The organism is Bradyrhizobium sp. CSA112 (genome assembly GCF_029051645.1).
In the GTDB taxonomy this organism is placed as follows: domain Bacteria; phylum Pseudomonadota; class Alphaproteobacteria; order Rhizobiales; family Xanthobacteraceae; genus Bradyrhizobium.
Map to the genome: position 1 here is coordinate 798,216 of NZ_JAACFS010000001.1, position 16,337 is coordinate 814,552.

16 protein-coding genes are annotated in these 16,337 nt (G+C 62.9%); 10 read left to right on the forward strand and 6 right to left on the reverse strand.

Annotated features, from left to right (window positions below; genetic code table 11):
* Positions 1 to 94 precede the first annotated feature (94 nt).
* Both GWE18_RS03920 and GWE18_RS03925 read right to left on the reverse strand, forming a co-directional pair.
* Complete coding sequence (locus GWE18_RS03920; RefSeq protein WP_275184457.1) at positions 95 to 1,075, reverse strand: dienelactone hydrolase family protein; 981 nt, start codon at positions 1,073 to 1,075, stop codon at positions 95 to 97.
* 167 nt (positions 1,076 to 1,242) lie between these two features.
* Positions 1,243 to 1,938, reverse strand: a complete 696-nt coding sequence (locus GWE18_RS03925; protein WP_342804219.1) for an acriflavin resistance protein — start codon at positions 1,936 to 1,938, stop codon at positions 1,243 to 1,245.
* A gap of 174 nt (positions 1,939 to 2,112) precedes the next feature.
* Between GWE18_RS03925 and GWE18_RS03930 the strand changes: the two genes are divergently transcribed.
* Positions 2,113 to 2,535, forward strand: a complete 423-nt coding sequence (locus GWE18_RS03930; RefSeq protein ID WP_275184458.1) for an MAPEG family protein — start codon at positions 2,113 to 2,115, stop codon at positions 2,533 to 2,535.
* 73 nt (positions 2,536 to 2,608) lie between these two features.
* A complete protein-coding gene (locus tag GWE18_RS03935; RefSeq protein WP_275184459.1) occupies positions 2,609 to 3,907 on the forward strand; it encodes an RsmB/NOP family class I SAM-dependent RNA methyltransferase in 1,299 nt (432 codons plus the stop codon).
* Between the two features lie 110 nt (positions 3,908 to 4,017).
* On the opposite strand, the gene GWE18_RS03940 is transcribed toward GWE18_RS03935, so the two are convergent.
* On the reverse strand, positions 4,018 to 4,350 hold the full coding sequence (locus tag GWE18_RS03940) for a DHCW motif cupin fold protein (protein WP_275184460.1): 333 nt from the start codon (positions 4,348 to 4,350) through the stop codon (positions 4,018 to 4,020).
* A 309-nt stretch (positions 4,351 to 4,659) separates the two neighbouring features.
* Between GWE18_RS03940 and guaA the strand changes: the two genes are divergently transcribed.
* Positions 4,660 to 6,258, forward strand: coding sequence for a glutamine-hydrolyzing GMP synthase (gene guaA / locus GWE18_RS03945; protein WP_275184461.1), 1,599 nt, complete (start codon positions 4,660 to 4,662; stop codon positions 6,256 to 6,258).
* Positions 6,259 to 6,521: 263 nt separating this feature from the next.
* Here the strand turns inward: guaA and GWE18_RS03950 are convergent, their stop codons facing one another.
* Complete coding sequence (locus tag GWE18_RS03950) at positions 6,522 to 7,121, reverse strand: NADPH-dependent F420 reductase (RefSeq protein WP_275184462.1); 600 nt, start codon at positions 7,119 to 7,121, stop codon at positions 6,522 to 6,524.
* A gap of 41 nt (positions 7,122 to 7,162) precedes the next feature.
* Positions 7,163 to 7,897 (reverse strand): SDR family oxidoreductase, encoded by a 735-nt coding sequence (locus tag GWE18_RS03955; protein ID WP_275184463.1) that lies wholly within the window; start codon positions 7,895 to 7,897, stop codon positions 7,163 to 7,165.
* A 268-nt stretch (positions 7,898 to 8,165) separates the two neighbouring features.
* Between GWE18_RS03955 and GWE18_RS03960 the strand changes: the two genes are divergently transcribed.
* The 6 genes from GWE18_RS03960 (at position 8,166) to GWE18_RS03985 (ending at position 14,224) form a co-directional block, all read left to right on the forward strand.
* Positions 8,166 to 9,062: a LysR family transcriptional regulator gene (locus tag GWE18_RS03960; protein WP_275184465.1), complete on the forward strand. Its 897-nt coding sequence runs from the start codon at positions 8,166 to 8,168 to the stop codon at positions 9,060 to 9,062.
* A gap of 176 nt (positions 9,063 to 9,238) precedes the next feature.
* Positions 9,239 to 9,652, forward strand: coding sequence for a VOC family protein (locus tag GWE18_RS03965; RefSeq protein WP_275184466.1), 414 nt, complete (start codon positions 9,239 to 9,241; stop codon positions 9,650 to 9,652).
* A gap of 251 nt (positions 9,653 to 9,903) precedes the next feature.
* A complete protein-coding gene (locus tag GWE18_RS03970; protein WP_275184467.1) occupies positions 9,904 to 10,335 on the forward strand; it encodes a nuclear transport factor 2 family protein in 432 nt (143 codons plus the stop codon).
* Between the two features lie 11 nt (positions 10,336 to 10,346).
* Entirely contained in the window at positions 10,347 to 11,885 is a 1,539-nt protein-coding gene (locus GWE18_RS03975) for an acyl-CoA synthetase (protein WP_275184468.1), read from the forward strand.
* A 48-nt stretch (positions 11,886 to 11,933) separates the two neighbouring features.
* A complete protein-coding gene (locus GWE18_RS03980) occupies positions 11,934 to 12,737 on the forward strand; it encodes an AraC family transcriptional regulator (protein ID WP_275184469.1) in 804 nt (267 codons plus the stop codon).
* Positions 12,738 to 13,693: 956 nt separating this feature from the next.
* The gene (locus tag GWE18_RS03985; RefSeq protein WP_275184470.1) at positions 13,694 to 14,224 is read left to right on the forward strand and encodes a dihydrofolate reductase family protein; all 531 of its coding nucleotides are present in this window, start codon (positions 13,694 to 13,696) and stop codon (positions 14,222 to 14,224) included.
* A 36-nt stretch (positions 14,225 to 14,260) separates the two neighbouring features.
* Here the strand turns inward: GWE18_RS03985 and GWE18_RS03990 are convergent, their stop codons facing one another.
* Positions 14,261 to 15,136 carry a LysR family transcriptional regulator gene (locus GWE18_RS03990; protein WP_275184471.1) on the reverse strand — a complete coding sequence of 292 codons (876 nt, stop codon included), beginning with the start codon at positions 15,134 to 15,136 and terminating at the stop codon, positions 14,261 to 14,263.
* A 97-nt stretch (positions 15,137 to 15,233) separates the two neighbouring features.
* On the opposite strand from GWE18_RS03990, the gene GWE18_RS03995 reads away from it, so the two are divergent.
* On the forward strand, positions 15,234 to 16,295 hold the full coding sequence (locus GWE18_RS03995; protein ID WP_275184472.1) for an alkene reductase: 1,062 nt from the start codon (positions 15,234 to 15,236) through the stop codon (positions 16,293 to 16,295).
* Positions 16,296 to 16,337: the final 42 nt, after the last annotated feature.

Here is a 16,337-nt window from a genome sequence, read left to right on the forward strand (position 1 = left end):
GCCGAGGCCTCGCGGTTCAACCACAACTGCTCTGGGATACTGGATCACCCGCCTTCGCGGGTGATGACAGTCTTCAGTGTCGCAAATTGTTCACTCACCCCAACGTCCTTCGCCAGAACGCCAACATATCAGCCTTGAACAATTCGGCATCGCCGTCGCGGCTTCCAATTCTCGCGCCCTTGCGGCCATAGCCGGCCTTCAGCGCATAGATCATCAGGTCGCGATCAATGAGTTTGCTTTCCGCGACGCCTGTAAGCGGATGGATGAAGGCGCCGTCATTGGCGATATAGGCGGTCGGCGCGGCTGGGGAAACCGAGGCCTCTGCGACGTTCTCGATGCCGGTGCCGCGGTCAAGGCTGTGCTGCGCGCCGCCGATCAGCCGCATCGTCGCCTTGCCGCCGGAGAGGCGGATGGCCTGGCAATGGCCCTGCACCTGCATCGGCGAGCACCATTCATCCGCATCGCCCATCAGCACGCGGATTTCGGTCTCGTCGACGGAGGGATCGAGGAACTGGTGACCGCTCCACGGATAGGCGGCGAGCACGCTGCGAAAGCCGGCGCCGGCGCCGACCACCGCATCGGCAAAGCGGCGCGTCGCCGCCGTCAGCACCGCCGAGCCGCCGCGGCTGTGGCCTTGAGCGCCGATCCGCGAAGCGTCGATTTCGGGATGGGCCGCCAGCACCTGCCAGGCCGCGAGCACATCATAGGCGCTGGCGGCAAATGAGAACTGCGTCTGGTTGGCGACGGTGGAAGTCACATTGCGCGCGCCGAAACTATCCAGCACAAACGCCGCAAAGCCGTCGCTGACCATCGTCTCGGCATGCGCCAGATGCGAAGGCGCAACGCCGAGGCTGCCCGGCACCACCATCACCAGCGGCAGCTTTCCGTTGCGCCTGCGATCGTTCGAAGCCGGCAGGAACAGCTTGCCGTCGACTACAAGTCTCGGCAGATCGGCGGCATTGCTGATGACGTGGAAGTAGTTGACCGGATTGGCGGTGAGAATGTCGATATTCTGTCCCTTGCTTTGTCCGGTGGCGCCGCCAGCGAAAACAATGTCCTGATCGCGAAATCGCAAAGTTGCACTCCTCCCGCGGCCGCTCTTTTTTGGCGGCTGTCAGGGATAGAGTAAGGCGCTAGTTGTCCCCGTCAAAGCAAATGTGCCCTGCGGTCTTGCCATCCTTGTCCTTCAGGGCAAATGGGCAACACAGGCACTCCAGCGCCGTACCTGCCCAGCGCCGCGCGTCAGAGCACGCGGTAGCGGATCGCGAAGGCATCGTGAATCTCTGTCGTCACCGGTCCGCCGTTGACGGAGACGATGTCGTCGGCCAGATGCCACGGCCCGAACTGATCCGAATGCGAGGGGCTTGCCGGCAGCCGAAGGCGGAACATGCTTTGGGCCCGGCCGGGCAGGTTCAGCACGATCATGCGCTCGGTGGTGCGGTAATCGAGCGTCACCGTCCCCCGTAATAATATGCTATGGCCGTCGGCGGTGGAGGCCAGCGCCTCCTGGACCTTTGCCAGTTTCTGGTTCCGGTCGGTCAGCAGCTCGACCTGGGTGTCGGCGGCGGTCGTCAACGTCGCCTGCGGCAGGCGGATTTCAAATTCCACCGCGGGCTTTGCCGGATTGAGGCCGAGATAGGCCAGCGCGGCCTGCCGCATATCCGAGATCACGAAGGCGAGCAGGACCAGTACCGCGGACGCGGCAAGCCCGTGCTTGACCAGATCCTGCCGGCTGCGGTGGCCGATGCGGAAATAGACGGAAAGCATGATCGCGACCGCCAGTGCCGCGGCGACGCCGGCGAGTGCCGACATCACGATGCCGAGGCCGCCATCGGGACCGTCGCTGAAGCCCATGGTCCGGAGCAGGGAGGTCACGGAATCGCCGGGCAGCTCTGCGGCGCGGCCGGCGCCGGTCAGGATCGGGGAGGAGATGTTCATCGCCTGCTCGCGGGTTGCTTGATGGCCGGTTCGGAACCAGAACCATCGAAATTATAAATAGTTCGTCGCCTGGGCTCGGTTTGTGGTTCAAGCGGGCTTCGCTAAGTGGATTTGTCAGGTGAGGGACGTCCCGTTATTGCTTTAAGGCGGGCGCAGGTTCCGGGGGAGATTCTCATGTCGGTTCAAATGGTTTTGCTGCCGGTCTTCGTGCTGATCGGGCTCACTTTCTTCCTGATGTTCTGGATGGTGTCGGCCCGCACTCGCGCAGTGAAGGCCCGGGAAACCAGCCTGAAAGACATTGCGCTGGGGCAGCCGAAATATCCGGCCCGCGTCGCCCAGATCGGCAATTGCTTCTCAAATCAGTTCGAAGTACCCCTCCTGTTCTACATCCTGATCGCGCTGGCTCTGCCGCTGCGCCGGGCTGATCTCGTCATCGTGCTGATGTCCTGGGTATTCGTGGTGACGCGATTTGCCCATGCCGGCATTTTCGTCACGTCGAACAACATCCAGCAGCGCAGCCTGGCCTGGTTCGCCGGCGCGCTGGTGCTGCTCGTGATGTGGATCTACTTCGCGCTGAAGCTGCTGCTTCTGATCTAGTCTCTTGTTTGACGCGTTTTCTTCACGCGAACCGGTGCCCACTTCGCTCGAAAACGCTAACGGAAAGCCCTGAATGACTCCCGCTGCCCGGCTGTCCGCAGCCATCGAACTGATCGAAACCATCGACGCGCAACGCGTGCCGGCCGCAAAAGCGCTGAAGGAGTGGGGCACGGCGCATCGCTACGCCGGCTCGGGCGACCGCGCGGCGATTTCCGGCCTGATCTGGGACGTGCTCCGGCGGCGCGCGTCGAGCGCCTGGCTGATGGATGCGGATACTCCGCGGGCGCGCGTGCTCGGCATGATGCGGCTCGAGCGCGGCATGAGCACGGACGCGATATCGGCGCTCTGCGACGGCGGCCGTTTTGCGCCGGAACCGCTGAGCGAGGCCGAGCGCAATGCGCTCACCTCGCATACCCTTGACGGCGCGCCACCGCACATTGCCGGCGACTATCCGGAATGGCTGGATGCGCCGCTGGCAGCGGTGTTCGGCGATGATCGCGTCGCGGAGGCGACCGCGATGGCAAGCCGTGCGCCGCTCGATCTGCGCGTCAACACGCTGAAGGCCAAGCGCGAAAAAATCCTCGCCTCGCTCGCCCATCTCGGCGCTACGCCGACGCCGTGGTCGCCGATCGGCCTGCGCATCGAGCTCGGCGCCGACGCGCGCAGCCCCGGCATCCATGCCGAGGAGGATTTCATCAAGGGCGCGATCGAAGTGCAGGACGAGGGCTCGCAGCTCGCGGCGATGTTCACGGCCGCGAAGCCGGGCGAGCAGGTGATCGATCTCTGCGCCGGCGCCGGCGGCAAGACGCTGGCGCTCGCGGCGATGATGCAAGGCAAGGGCCGGCTGATCGCGACCGACCGCGACAAGCGCCAGCTCGCGCCGATCTACGAACGGCTGTCCCGTGCCGGCGTCCACAACGCCGAAATTCGCGCGCCGAAGGGCGACACTGATCCATTGGCCGACATCAGGGCGTCAGCCGATCTCGTCCTGATCGACGCGCCCTGCACCGGCACCGGTACCTGGCGCCGCAACCCCGACGCCAAATGGCGGATGCGCCCCGGCGCGCTCGAAGTCCGTTTGAAGGACCAGGCTGAAGCGCTTGATCGCGCGGCCGCCCTGGTCAAGCCGGGTGGCCGGATCGCCTACGTGACGTGCTCGGTGCTCCCTGCGGAAAACGGCGATCAGGTCCGCGCGTTCGTCACGCGTCATCCGGAATTTTCGATTCAGCCACCGAACGAGACCGCGAGCGTGCTCTGGGACAAGGCGGGAGATTTTGAGAAGGCTGCGCTGCAGTCCGCCGAAGGCTGGCTGATGACCCCACGCCGCACGGGTACGGATGGCTTCTTCGTCTCGGTGCTGAAGAAGGCGTGACGGGCCCGTCATTCCGGGGCGATGCGAAGCATCGAACTATGGTGCGCAATTGCGCACCTGAGAATCTCGAGATTCCGGGTTCGCTTCGCGCCCCGGAATGACGCCGGGGCTCAATCCACTATGAACAACTTCGCGCCGGTCTTCGTCGATGAGCGATGCGCGGCGTCACCGAAATCCGACACTTGATAGCTCATGCCCGGCTTGAGCTTGAACGTGCGCCCGTCGCGCAACTCGCTGTCCAGTTCGCCTTCCAGCACGTAAAGCACATGGCCGCGGTCGCACCAGTGATCGGCGAGGTAGCCAGGCGAATACTCGACCATCCGCACGCGCAGATCGCCGATATTGAGCGTGCGCCAAAGCGCTTCGCCGGTGACGCCGGGATGGGTCGTCGCGGCGACGCCGCTCCAGTCGGTGACGGTGAAGGGCAGAGTGGGAATTTTCATGTGGGATGATCCTGCGTTGAGCGAGAGACAACCGTCATTCCGGGATGGTGCGTTAGCACCCCGGAATCTCGAGATTCTCAGGTGCGCAATTGCGCACCATAGTTCGATACTTCGCATCGCCCCGGAATGACAGATGCACGAGATTTCGCCGACCCTGCCTGATCTTGCCCTGTGCGCGGAGCCGCAGATGTTCGCGCAAATTGGGTCAATAATACTGACCTATATGTATTTTGTCCATCCTCGCAGAAGAATGTGGGCCACAGCCTTCTCGCGGTTGCGAGGCCGCTCCCCGTCGCGTATTTGCTTACCATGACAGCAGCACAGCAAGCCCGCGAGTCGTCGACGCCTTCAGTGGCCTCGGCGCATGACAAGATTCTGATCGTCGACTTCGGCAGTCAGGTGACGCAACTGATTGCGCGAAGGGTGCGCGAGGAGGGCGTCTATTCCGAGATCGTGCCGTTCCAGAAGGCGGAAGCCGCCTTCGACGAGATGAAGCCCAGAGCGGTGATCCTCTCCGGCGGTCCGGAATCGGTGCATGAAAAAGGCTCGCCCCGCGCGCCGCAGAAAATCTTCGATTCCGGCGTTCCCGTGCTCGGCATCTGCTACGGCCAGATGACCATGGCCGCCCAGCTCGGCGGCAAGGTCGAGGGCGGCCATCACCGCGAGTTCGGCCGCGCCGATGTAGAGGTGAAGACGGCGAGCAAATTGTTCGACGACACCTGGTCGATGGGCGAGCGTCATCCGGTGTGGATGAGCCATGGTGACCGCATCACCAAAATGCCGCCGGGCTTCACGGTGGCCGGCATCTCCGCCAACGCGCCGTTCGCCGTGATCCAGGACGAGAAGCGCAAATATTACGGGCTGATGTTTCACCCCGAGGTGGTGCACACGCCCGACGGCGCCAAGCTGCTCCGCAATTTCGTCCGCAAGGTCGCCGGCCTCACCGGCGACTGGACCATGCGCGCGTTTCGTGAAGAGGCGATCGAAAAAATCCGCGCGCAAGTCGGCAAGGGCAGGGTGATCTGCGGCCTTTCCGGCGGCGTCGATTCCGCCGTCGCTGCGGTGTTGATCCATGAGGCGATCGGCGACCAGCTCACCTGCGTGTTCGTCGACCATGGAATGCTGCGGCTGAAGGAGGCCGAGACGGTCGTCGACTTGTTCCGGCATCACTACAACATCCCGCTGGTGCATGTTGACGCATCGAAGCAATTCCTCGGCGAGCTCGCAGGCGTCAGCGATCCGGAAGCGAAGCGCAAGACCATCGGCCGCCTCTTCATCGACGTGTTCGACGCGGAAGCGAAAAAGCTCGGCGGCGCGGATTTCCTCGCCCAAGGCACGCTCTATCCTGATGTGATCGAGAGCGTCTCCTTCACCGGCGGCCCGTCGGTGACCATCAAGTCGCACCACAATGTCGGCGGTCTCCCCGAGCGCATGAACATGAAGCTGGTCGAGCCCTTGCGCGAACTGTTCAAGGACGAGGTCCGCGTGCTCGGCCGCGAGCTTGGCCTGCCTGAAATCTTTGTCGGCCGCCACCCGTTCCCAGGCCCCGGCCTCGCCATCCGCTGCCCCGGCGACATCACAAAAGAAAAGCTCGACATCCTGCGCCAGGCCGACGCCGTCTATATCGACCAGATCCGCAAAGCCGGCCTCTACGACACCATCTGGCAAGCCTTCGCCGTGCTGCTGCCGGTGAAGACCGTCGGCGTGATGGGCGACGGCCGGACTTACGAATACGTCGTTGGCCTGCGTGCCGTGACTTCAACCGACGGCATGACCGCCGACTTCTATCCCTTCGACATGAGCTTCCTCGGCCAGACCGCGACGCGGATCATCAACGAGGTGAAGGGCGTGAACCGGGTGGTGTACGACGTGACGAGCAAGCCGCCGGGGACGATTGAGTGGGAGTGAAGGGGAGTACCGTGGAGTAGTATCGGATAGCAGAGGACACTCGAGCGAATCCTGGGCCATCGATAGCAGTCGATAGATTCCAGGTGACCCGCAGATCTGCCGCTCTGTCGGGCGTCTCCCCGCTCTTCGAACGGCGCCCATACGCCGTCAGGCCCACCCCAACCTTCGCGACTTTGTGGCCTTCAAATATTCGGTCGCGCGCTGCTCGAAGAAGTTAGCGCGCGCGACCAGTTCTCGGCGTCGATCACACGGTCGTAGATCGATTACTGCTCCTTCTTGAACAAATCCTGGAAGATGAGCTGGCCCCAAGTGCGGCCGCGTGCGTGCACCAGCGCGCCTCCCTCGTTGAGCTTTCCCAGCTTGACGGGTGCGAACCCAAGTTGTTTGGCCAAGGCCGCCACGGGAGCGGTCGCGTCCTCGTCGTCACCAGACAGGAAGACGACCCGGTGGCCGCCCTCGACGATCGGATCGGCAGCCAAGGTGGCCGCAATCAGGTGATTGAAACCTTTCACGAGCTTGGCGCCGGTGAACGCCTTCGCGACGAAGGCGGAGGACGGGAGACCGTCCAGCTCCTCAAGGGGAACTAACGCGTTCATCGCGTCGATGACTGTCTTGCCTTCCCAGCTCGGCAGGGCCTTCGCAACCTCGCGATGCTCCCCGAACGGGACCGCCAAGATGATTGTGTCGGCCTCGAGTGCATCCCGCAGCGACTTGGCGACGACCGTGGGTCCAATCGCCCGAGCCTGCGGCGCCAATGCCTCGGGCGGCCGGCGGCTCGCGACGGCCACCTTGATGTTCTTACGGGCGAAGGCCCGGGCGAGAGCCTGGCCTATCTTACCGAATCCTACAATCGCATAGCTCATAATACTTCTCCGATCCGTGTTGATAATGATTCCCCGGCCTTTCAGATGGCCGAGAAGCCGCCGTCGACCGACAACTCCACCCCATTCACGAAGCTCGAATCGTCTGAAGCAAGAAACAGCGCGACCGCCGCAATTTCCTCAGAACGACCCATCTTTCCCCGCGGGATCAGGGATTCGAACATCCGCTTCGCCTCCTCGGTGAGAACTTGGTCCTGCATCGGTGTGGCGATCGGCCCCGGGTGCAGCACGTTCACCCGGATATTCCTGCCCTTCAGTTCGTTGAGCCAACCGCGTGCGAATGCGTGCAACGTCGCCTTGCTCGCCGCATACACGCTGTAACCAGGAAAACCTTTGATCGAAGCAACTGACCCGGTCATGAAGATCGATCCGCCATCGTTGAACAGCGGCAACGCCTTCTGAACCGTAAACAGCGTGCCGCGCGCATTCAGGTCGAAGGTCGCATCGAAGTGCTGCTCGGTAATCTCGCCCAGTGGGACGCCTTCGCCCATACCGGCGCTCGCGTACAGGACGTCGATCTTGCCCTTTTCCCGCTTGACCGTGTCGAACAGGCGGTCGAGGTCGTCGAGATTGGCCGCGTCGCCGCGCACGCCGGTCACGTTCCGGCCAATCAGCTTGACGGCCTCGTCGAGCGCCTCCTGCCTCCGGCCCGTGATGAAAACATAGGCGCCTTCTTCAGCGAACCGCTTGGCGCTCGCCAGTGCCATACCGCTCGATCCACCCGTGATGACTGCAACCTTACCCTCAAGCTTTCCCATAACTTCTCCTTTCGTGGTGTCGGGACAGCATCTGCCCCCGAGAACCTCGACATGGGTCTGCCGGCGTCAGGCGTTGAGTGCGGAAGCGCGCACATCGGTGGTGCGAAAACGATCCGGCTGGACGACCGACGCCAGCCGAGATGATCGGTGTCCGCCGTTCGGAATTGGGCCGTGCTTGTCGGTATAGGCTATGATGACCGCCCTTACTGCTGTTCGATGTGTTAGATACGGGCTTTGGAAGGCGCACCGCGCGGTGCGGGATTGCACCATGATCGACTGGGATGACGTTCGCTACTTTCTTGCCGTCGCGCGCGGAGGCTCGGTGCGGGCTGCCGCCGAACGCCTCGGTGTGAACCACGCGACCGTGCTGCGACGCATCGCCCAGCTCGAGGAACGCCTCGGGGTCCACATGTTCGAAAAGCTGCCTTCGGGCTACCGCCTGACGGCTGCGGGCGAGGAGGTCCTCGAGTTCGCGGACCAGATGGAAGCGTCGTCGCACCTGCTGGAGACGCGCGTCTTCGGGCGCGACCAGGGCGTGCGCGGGCTTCTGCGGGTGACGCTGGCGCCGCCCCTCGCGACACACCTGCTCATGCCGGACTTCGCCGATTTCGCGCGTCTGCATCCGGACATCGAGATGGAAATCTTGTCGTCCGGCGAGCTGGCAAATCTGACCAACCGAGAGGCCGACGTCGCGATCCGCGTCGTCTACGACCGCAAAACCCTGCCGCTCAATCTTCACGGCATGAAGGGACCGGAGCTGTTCGGCGGCGTCTACATGTCCTGCGATCGACTAGCCGCGTGGCGTGCGGGCGCGCCTGATCCCATCCGGTGGATCGTCATAAGCATTCATGGAATTCCGGATTGGGCCAGCGAGGGTGAGGTTCGCACCACGGGGAGTCCGTTCAGGATCACGGACGCCGAGGCGCAGATCGTTGCTGTACGGCAAGGGCTCGGGATGACGACACTGCCGTGCTTCGTTGGCGATGCCGACCCCCTACTGGTGAGGGTGCCGGGCACCGACCTGCACATGTACGGAACGGTTTGGTTCCTCACACAGGGGGAGACACGCAAGACGAAGCGCGTGCGGCTCTTCACTGAGTTCGTATCCCGCAGGCTCGCCGCGTACGCTCCGCTTCTCGCGGGGCTGTCCATATCGCGCGACTGACGCGCGGCCCGCAGGATGGGTTGAGCCGCTTGCGAAACCCATCACCCTTCACAAATGGCGATTGATGGGTATCGCTTCGCTCCACCCGTCTTACCGTGTTGATGGAACCCGATCGACGGCCGAACATTCTTCAAACGGCCAGAGGCGCCAGACCGATCGATTGAGGAGAGTCCAGAATGCCGGAGAACCAGAAAAGCTTCCGCAGCGTGGCGACACGTTTGCCAGCGCAGGATTTGATGCGGGCGCGACGTTGGTATGCCGAAAAGCTCGGCCTGGAGCCCGTCGAGGAGCGTCCCGGCGGTCTTCGCTACCGCATCGGGGAAGGTGAATTTTCGATCTTTACTTCGGCCGGCAGTTCGCCCGGAACATTCACGCAACTCGCCTTCACCGTCGACGACATCCACGCCACGGCCGCGCTTTTGCGCAGCCGGGGTCTCGAACTCCTCGACTATGATAGCCCACCGCTCGTGACCGTCGATGGCATTGCGCGTGTGGAGGGTAACTACCCCAGCAAGGGGATTGCCGAACTGGGTTGCTGGTTTCTCGACAGCGAGGGAAACATGATCGGTGTGGGGCAGTCGCTGACTTAAAGGTCTCCAACTCGTAGGGTGGATTAGTAGCCGGAGGCGTGATCCGCCATATCCTCTCATCCAGCTGTCCTTGTGATGGCGGACTACGCTTCGCAAATCCGGCCTCCGATCTCGACCACGCAGGGTGGATCATCCGGAGGCACAATTCACCGTATCCATTGATCCACCAATCCGCCGCAACTCCCGCACGTTTATTCAACGCGAAAAATCCCGCACGCGCTAGTTTTCTTCCCAACCCAAGGGAGAAAACCATGACAGCCACCGCCGCACTTGCAAAACACGCAACTTCGCTCCGGGACGTGTTCGAACGCTATCATGTCGGCTGGGAAACCAAAAACCCGGATCTGATCGCTTCGCTCCATTCGGAAGACACTGTCTTCCATGTTCATGACGGGTCCGCCGCCGTCCGCGGGCGGGGGGCCTTGCGGCAGCACTGCATCGATACGTTCGCAAAATTCGACTTTTCGTTCGAGATGGGCCGCTGGTTTTCCGGCGATGAGCACTGGGTGTTCGAATGGACGATGATACTTCCGCTCAAGGAGCCGGGCGGCGCACCGTTCACGGCCAGGGTCGAGATGCTCGATGTGGTGACGGTCAATCCGCGCGGCGAGGTAACGCGCAAGGACGTCTACATGAACGGCGAAGCGCAGGCGGCGTTCGCCCGCGCCGGCATCCAGCGCTAGGAAAGCGCCAGATGCATCCGACCGTGCACGCCAAAAACCATCCCGCGCGCGCCGCCTACATCATGGCGGGCAGCTGCGAGACGGTGACCTACCAGCAGCTGGATGAGCGCTCTAACCAGGGCGCGCATCTGTTCCGGTCGCTTGGGCTGAAGACCGGCGACGTCATCGCCATTTTCATGGACAACCACCCGCGGTTCTTCGAGATCGCCTGGGCTGCCCAGCGTGCCGGCCTCTATTACGCCTGCATCTCCTCCGCGCTGACCGCGGGGGAGATCGAATACATCGCAAGGGATTGCGAAGCAAAACTGCTGATCGCCTCGCCCGGTGTCGGCCCGGTGGCTGAGCAGATGCCGGCCCGACTGCCGGGGGTGAAGCTGTTCATGGCGGGCGAAAGGCGCGCGCCGTTCGAGTGCTTTGAGGACGCCCGCGCCTCGATGCCCACCACGCCGATCGCCGACGAGAGCGCGGGTTCGGACATGCTTTACTCCTCCGGCACCACCGGCCGGCCCAAGGGGATCAAACCTCCGCTGACGGGCGCGCCGATCGACGGGCCCGACGTGCTGACCATGATGGCGCAAAGCCTGTTCGGCTTTCACGGGGATTGCACCTATCTCTCGCCGGCGCCGCTCTACCACGCCGCGCCGCTTCGCCTGTGCATGAGCATCCATCGCATGGGCGGCACCGTCGTTCAGATGGAAAAATTCAATCCCGAGGAGACCCTGGCGCTGATCGAAAAGCACAAGATCGACGCCGGCCAGTTCGTGCCGACCCACTTCGTGCGAATGCTGAAGCTGCCGCCTGAAGTGCGGGCGAGGTATGACGTTTCGTCCATGAAGTCGGCGGTTCATGTCGCAGCACCTTGTCCGATCCCGGTCAAGGAGCAGATGCTGTCCTGGTGGGGTCCTGTGATCCACGAGTACTACGCCGGCAGCGAAGGCAACGGCGCGAGTTATGTAGGTCCGCAGGACTGGCTCACCCACAAGGGCACGGTCGGCAAGGCGGTGTTTGGCGTACTGCACATCGTCGGCGAGGACGGCGAGGAGGTTCCGCCTCGGACCGAGGGCTCGGTCTATTTTGGCGGCGGCGCGCCGCTCACCTATCATAACGCGCCGGAGAAGATCGTCGAGAACACCAACAAGTACGGCTGGTCGACGCTCGGTGACGTCGGCTGGGTCGACGAGGAGGGCTTTCTGTACCTGACCGACCGCAAGAGTTTCATGATCATCTCCGGCGGCGTGAACATCTATCCGCAGGAGGTCGAGAACCTCCTGATCACCCACCCCAAGGTTATCGACGCCGCGGTGGTGGGCGCGCCGGATGAGGAGATGGGAGAAAAGGTGGTGGCGGTGATCCAGCCCGCCGACTGGGCGGATGCCAACGACGACCTGAAAGCGGAACTCGCCGCCTTCTGCCGCGAAAACCTTAGCCATGTGAAGTCGCCGCGCCTGTTCGACTTCGTACAGGAGCTGCCGCGCCATCCGAACGGCAAGCTGTACAAGCGCCTGGTTCGCGATTCCTACTGGGGCAAGGAAGGCTCGAGGATCGTTTAGCGGCTTCTAGGATTTGCACTGAATGAGAAAGTTGCAGATGATGTAACCATGCCGTTAGCGGAATCGCCGTTCACCAGCACGATCTTGCCCATCGGGGTCCCACGCCTCGCGGCGCATCCGAACATCGTTACGGCGGTGCTGGTGGGACGGACGGATCCGATCACGCTCGAGCATGAGGGCGTGAGCGTTACGGGTGACGTCCTGCTGGTCCGGCCAGGGATCGTGCACAGCGTTCGGGTCTCGGAACGGGGTGCCGACGTCATCTTCCTCAACGGACTGGCATTTCCCTTCGAGGCCCCGCTGGCGGTCGTGCTGAAAGGCAGCCTCGAACAGCTGGCGCACCGTTCGCTTGGCGGCGATCCCGGCGCGACAGAGCCCGGCGCGACGGAGGAATTGCGGGCAAGGCTCGCGTTCGCGACCCCTCCGCTTGCGCCGAAAATTGTTGAGATCGTGCGGGCCATGCAGGCCGATCCCATGCGGCGCGTGACGCAGGACGAACTGGTCCGGTATCTCGGCATGGAGCGTACGCGGGCGCTGCGCTGCTTCAAGGCGGTGACGGGGCTGACATTTCGCCGGTTCAAGCTGTGGTCGGCACTGCAGCATGCCGCGGTGAGCATGGCCGGGCACGAACTGGTGCGGACGGCCGCGATCGATGCCGGTTTCGCCGATACGGCGCATCTTTCGCGCGTGTTCAGCAGCGTGTTCGGGCTGCCGCCCAGCGTGGCGATCGCTGCGCTCGACGACCGCTATCGCGCCGCGAGATCGGTTACCGCGCCGCGGATTTCCTGCAGCAGCGCCTTCTCCCAATCGGAAGCATTCTTCAGATCGCGGGCGAGGTTATCGAAACAATAGTATCCAAGGTCCGACGGTGATCGCGTCGTGGATGTCGTTGCTGCGAGCGTTATCAATCTCGCGGCGTACTGCCGGGGTGTCATGCTGGTGGCCGCGCTCTCAGCCATCTTCGAATTACGGTGACAGTGCACTAAATTGCGACGGTGACTTAAGGCCGCGTCACGAAGCGAGATGACGGCAAATCACTTCTGATTTTCCGAAATCGTGTCAAGCCCGGGAATCAAAAATATTCCGCTTTCGTTCTCACCCAAATCAGTCGCATAAGTCCGCCCGTCTCACGGCAGATGAGGGGCGTTGGCCATCGTCACGAACGTGCGGTGAGATGCGGTGGACGCTGAATGCGCGCTAGACGTACGCGCAGGAAGCGTACGGTGAAGTCGTGTGGTTCGGGCGTCGCGGTGCTGGCGCTAAGTCCTAGAGAAGCGAAGCTTCTCGGGGGCGACGGAGGCAAAAGAGCCGTTCTCCGGGAAGAGCACGAAGTAAGCCGTAAAGCCATTGCGCAGGGAAGGCCGGAATGCTCCCGCTGCCCTGTATGCTCGTGTGCAGTTTTGTTTGCGCAAATCGCACGCGAGACCGCGGGTGCAGCAAGCACCCGGTCTTCCCTGCGCCCTCTGAACAAGAGGAGGGCAAAAGAAAATGCAAAGCTCGGGCGTAACGCGCCGCGAGAATGCGGACCCACACCCTCATGCTCTTTGAAAAGTAGATCAGCTATGGGTCTCGGCCGCGAGCTCGGTCTCCCGGAAATCTTCGTCGGCCGCCACCCGTTCCCGGGCCCCGGCCTCGCGATCCGCTGCCCCGGCGATATCACGAAAGAAAAGCTCGGCAGCCCGAGCGTTGGGCGTTCATGCGCGCGCCAAAAACCAATTGCGATATGAAACCAGTCGAGCTAGCCTATAACCGATTGCATAATGCAATCAGAGGCGCGCGGCCGCGCCGCGTGAGGAAGGGAAGTGGGCATGGCCAAGCTCGTGTTCGCAATGAACCAGTCCTTGGACGGCTACGTCGATCATATGGCGTTTGGGCCAAGTCCCACGCTCTTCCGTCACTTCATCGAGCAGGCGCAGGGGCAGGCAGGCAGTGTGTACGGTCGCCAAATGTATGAGGTCATGCGTTATTGGGACGACGATCATCCTGAGTGGGATGCAGAGAAACACGCCTTCGCGGCGGCGTGGCGGAGCCAGCCGAAATGGGTCGTCTCGCGCTCGTTGAAGTCGGTCGGCCCCAATGCCACGCTTGTTGACGGTGATCTCGAGGCGGTGGTTCGTAAGCTGAAAGCCGAGCGCGTCGGGGAGATCGAAGTTGCCGGACCAGACTTGGCGCGAAGCCTCACCGAACTTGGCCTGATAGATGAGTATCAAATCTACCTGCACCCTGTCGTGCTTGGCCACGGCAAGCCATACTTCGCCGGACCGCGGCCGCCGCTCCGCCTTATGACTAGCGATCGGATCGGCGAGGATGTGATCAGGTTGACGTACGTTCCCGCTTAATCTCGCGACTCGCCGGATGGAGAACCTCCAGCATGCTCAAGCTTCCATCAGCCTGGAGGACAGGAATTCGACGAAGCGCTGGGTCTTGGCTGGAATAAGGCGAGTTTCGGTGACGGCGTGAATGCTGACCGACGACCCCTGCCATTCGGGCAGGATGCGCCGGAGGCGGCCAGAGGCGAGATCTTCGGCGACGATCTTCTCGGCAAGCAGGGCGATGCCCTGGTGGTTGACCGCCAGGGCGCGGGTCATCCCCACGCTGTTGAGCGTGAAGCGGCCGCGAACGCCGACATCGACCTTGTTCATCCCCTGGTGCAAAGTCCAGGTCGGGATCCGCGGCATGCAGATGCATTGATGCTCCGCGAGGTCCGCCGGTGTCGCGGGCTCGCCTGACGCTTTGATATAGCCGGGAGACGCATAGAGGTGGCGCGAATGCCGCCCGATCAGGCGTGCGATCAGGCTGGAATCCTCCAGTTTGCCTATGCGGATCGCCACATCGAACGGCTCGGCCACCAAATCGACACGGCGTGGGGTCAGGTCGAATTCGAACGTGATGCCGGGATAGTGCCGCGTGAAGTCGGCGATGATCGGCGTGAGGTAAAGCGTGGCGAAGTCGACCGGGAGCGAAACCCGCAGGACCCCGCTCGGCTGCTCCAACATCGCGCCGAGCTGCTCGTGCGCGAGCCGTGCCTCGTCGACGATTCGCTTGCTTCGCTCATAATAGAGCTGACCGGCCTCGGTGAGCTCGATCTTGCGCGTCGTGCGGTGCAGGAGCCTCAGGCCGATCGCCTTCTCCAGTTCGCTGATCCGTCGCGACAGAGTGGAGTTTGGCATGCCGACAGCCTCCGCGGCCTTCCGAAAGCTCCTGGCTCTGGCCACCTCCACGAACAGCGCCATGTCGTTCAAATGGCTCAACTGATTGCTCCATATATGGAAAGATGATTTCAATTCTGCCGGATTTATCCCGAAATCGGAATGGTGGACAAGGACTTCCAACGAATGGAGAGCCCTAATGAATCCACTGTTCACCCCGGTCCGCCTTGGCCGCTACATGCTTCCCAACCGGCTGGTCATGGCGCCCATGACCCGCAGCCGCGCCGCCTTCGACGGTACGCCGGGAGAGCTGGCCACCGAATATTATGCCCAGCGCGCCAACGTCGGCCTGATCGTCACCGAAGGTACCCAGCCCTCGGATGACGGCCAGGGCTATCTCACCACCCCGGGTATCTACACTCCCGCCCATGTCGCCGGCTGGCGAAAGATCATTTCCGCCGTGCACGACAAAGGCGGCCACATCTTCATCCAGCTCATGCATGCCGGACGCATGTCGCATCCCGACAACACGCCGCATCACCGTCAGGGCGTCGCGCCGTCCGCGATCGCGCCGGGGACGGGCATGTTCACGGCGACCGGGATGCAGGACATTCCCACGCCGCGCGCGCTGACGACCGAAGAAGTGCGCCAGACCGTCGCCGATTTCCGCCACGCGGCCCGCTCAGCGATCGAGGCCGGCGCCGACGGCGTCGAGATTCACGGCGCGAACGCCTACCTCGTCCAACAGTTCTTCGCGCCGAGTGCCAACACGCGCACGGACGAATATGGCGGCTCCATCGAGAACCGCGCCCGCTTCGCCGTCGAGGTCGCCACCGCGATCGCAGAGGAGATCGGCGCGGACCGAACCTCGATCCGCCTGTCCCCGGGCACGACCATGTGGGGGATCGACGAAGGCGCCGAAGGGCCGGATCTCTACCGCCATCTGGTCGCCGAACTCGACAAGCTCGGGCTCGCCTATGTGCACATCATGCACCAGGGCAACGAGCCATTGCTGGCCGACATTCGCAAGCTCTGGCACCAATCGCTGATCCTCAACCGGCCGGGTCGTCCGCGCGACCATATCGGCGCCGACGTAGCTTCGGGGTTGGCCGATCTCGAAGCCTATGGCCAGATGGTCCTTGCCAATCCGGACTTCATCGTGCGGCTGAAGGCCAATGCAGCGATGAACGAGGCAGACCACAACACCTTCTTCGGTGGCACCGCGCGCGGCTACATCGATTACCCCGCCCTGAGCGCCTAGGGTTCGCGGCCATTCCAGTCGCCCAGCTCCAGCGGGTGGGCT